Raw genomic sequence first — 2,294 nt, forward strand, 5'->3', positions numbered from 1 at the left:
GCTCGGCGTCGCCGGGCGCGGCGAGTTGCGGGCCGCGCTGCGGTCGATGCCGGGGCACGACGGCACGGAGCCGGACTGAACTCTAGGCTGGAGCGGTGAGCACCCTTCGCCCCGCGCTGCTGACCGACCACTACGAGCTGACCATGGTCAGCGCCGCGCTGCGTGACGGCACGGCCGACCGGAGCTGCGTCTTCGAGGTGTTCAGCCGGCGGCTGCCGGCCGGGCGCCGGTACGGGGTGGTCGCCGGCACCGGCCGGTTGATCGAGATGATCCGCGACTTCCGGTTCGAACCGGCCGAGATCGACTTCCTGCGCCGTACCGGTGTGGTGGACGACCGGGCCGCGCAGTGGCTGGCCGACTACCGCTTCACCGGCGACATCGACGGCTACGCCGAGGGCGAGCTGTTCTTCCCCGGCTCCCCGATCCTCACCGTGTCCGGCACGTTCGCCGAGTGCGTGGTGCTGGAGACGCTCGTGCTGTCGGTGCTCAACCACGACTGCGCGGTCGCCGCCGCCGCGGCCCGGATGGTCACCGCCGCACGGGGGCGGGCGCTGATCGAGATGGGCTCCCGCCGCGCGCACGAGGAGGCCGCCGTCGCCGCGGCGCGGGCCGCGTACCTGGCCGGGTTCCGGTTCACCTCCAACCTGGCCGCCGGGCAGCGCTACGGCATCCCCACCGCGGGCACCGCCGCGCACGCCTTCACGCTGCTGCACGACGACGAGCGGGCCGCGTTCGCGTCCCAGGTCGCCACGCTGGGCAAGGACACCACGCTGCTGGTCGACACGTACGACATCGCCCAGGGCATCCGCAACGCGATCGCGGTGGCCGGGCCGGAGCTGCGGGCGGTCCGGATCGACTCCGGCGACCTCGCGGTGATCGCCCAGCAGTCCCGCGAGCTGCTCGACTCGCTCGGCGCCACCGAGACGAAGATCATCGTCTCCGGGGACCTCGACGAGTACGCGATCGCCGCGCTCGCCGCCGAACCGGTGGACATGTACGGCGCCGGCACCGCCGTGGTGACCGGCTCCGGCGCGCCCACCGCCGGACTGGTCTACAAGCTGGTCGAGGTGGAGGGGCGGCCGGTGGTCAAACGCTCCGAGCACAAGGCCACCATCGGCGGCCGGAAGGTCGCGGTCCGCCGGCACAAGCCGACCGGGACCGCCACCGAGGAGGTCATCGTCCCGCAGGGCGTGCCGGACCGGCAGCCCAACGACCGGCTGCTCCAGCGCTCGTACGTGGTGTCGGGCGAGCCGGAGACACTGCCCACGCTGGAGGAGTCGCGGGACCACCTGCGCCAGTGCCTGATCTCCATCCCGTGGGAGGGGCTCAAGCTCTCCGCCGGCGACCCGGCCGTCCCCGTCACCGTCGTACCCGCGAGCTGAGGAGGAACCCGATGGCGAACGCCCTGATCATCGTGGACGTGCAGAACGACTTCTGCGAGGGCGGCTCCCTCGCGGTCGGCGGCGGGGCGGGAGTGGCCGCCGGGATCTCCCGGCTGCTCGCCGCCGAGCCGGACCGGTGGGACCACGTGGTCGCGACGAAGGACTACCACATCGACCCGGGCGCGCACTTCGGCGACCCGCCGGACTACGTCGACTCCTGGCCCCGGCACTGCGTGGTCGGCACCTCCGGCTCCGAGTTCCACCCCGAGCTGGCGACCGACCGGGTGGAGGCGATCTTCCACAAGGGCGAGCACGCGGCCGCGTACTCCGGTTTCGAAGGCCATGCGCCCGACGGCGAGTGCCTGGCCGACTGGCTGCGCCGGCACGACGTGGACCGGGTCGACGTGGTCGGCATCGCCACCGACCACTGCGTGCGCGCGACCGCGCTGGACGCCGCCCGGGAGGGTTTCCGGACCACTGTGCTGCTCGACCTGACCGCCGCCGTCGCGCCGGACACGCTCGACGTGGCGCTGCGGGCCCTCGACGGCGCCGGGGTGACAATGGTGGGCGAGCCTGTGATCGCCACCGCTTGACCCGGTAATCGCTTGCGGGTGTCGTACCCCGGCCCCAGGATGACGCCGGAGGTACGGACCGTCGTGAACCTGAAGCCTTACCGGGAGGCGCTCGCCCTACCCGGTGTCCGATCGTTGCTGCTGGTGTCGGTGCTGGCCCGCGTGCCGCTCACCGCCACCGGGGTGACGCTCACCTTCTACGTGGTGCTCGACCTGGGCCGCGGCTACGGCGCCGCCGGCCTGGTCGGCGCCGCGTCGACCATCGGCGCGGCGGTCGGCGCCCCGCTGCTCGGGCGGCTCATCGACCGCCGGGGACTGCGGCCGGTGCTGGTGCTCACCC

General features: G+C 73.4%; 2 protein-coding genes and 1 pseudogene. All 3 read left to right on the plus strand.

Annotation, left to right across the window (positions count from 1 at the left end):
• Nucleotides 1–95: 95 nt before the first annotated feature.
• Entirely contained in the window at nucleotides 96–1,382 is a 1,287-nt protein-coding gene (locus KBX39_RS29135) for a nicotinate phosphoribosyltransferase (protein ID WP_210873613.1), read from the plus strand.
• 11 nt (nucleotides 1,383–1,393) lie between these two features.
• A complete protein-coding gene (locus tag KBX39_RS29140) occupies nucleotides 1,394–1,975 on the plus strand; it encodes an isochorismatase family protein (RefSeq protein WP_043326212.1) in 582 nt (193 codons plus the stop codon).
• Between the two features lie 39 nt (nucleotides 1,976–2,014).
• Nucleotides 2,015–2,294, plus strand: a pseudogene (locus KBX39_RS29145) (MFS transporter); the annotation flags it as partial.

This window comes from Micromonospora sp. D75, from assembly GCF_018070405.1.
Taxonomy (GTDB): domain Bacteria; phylum Actinomycetota; class Actinomycetes; order Mycobacteriales; family Micromonosporaceae; genus Micromonospora; species Micromonospora chalcea.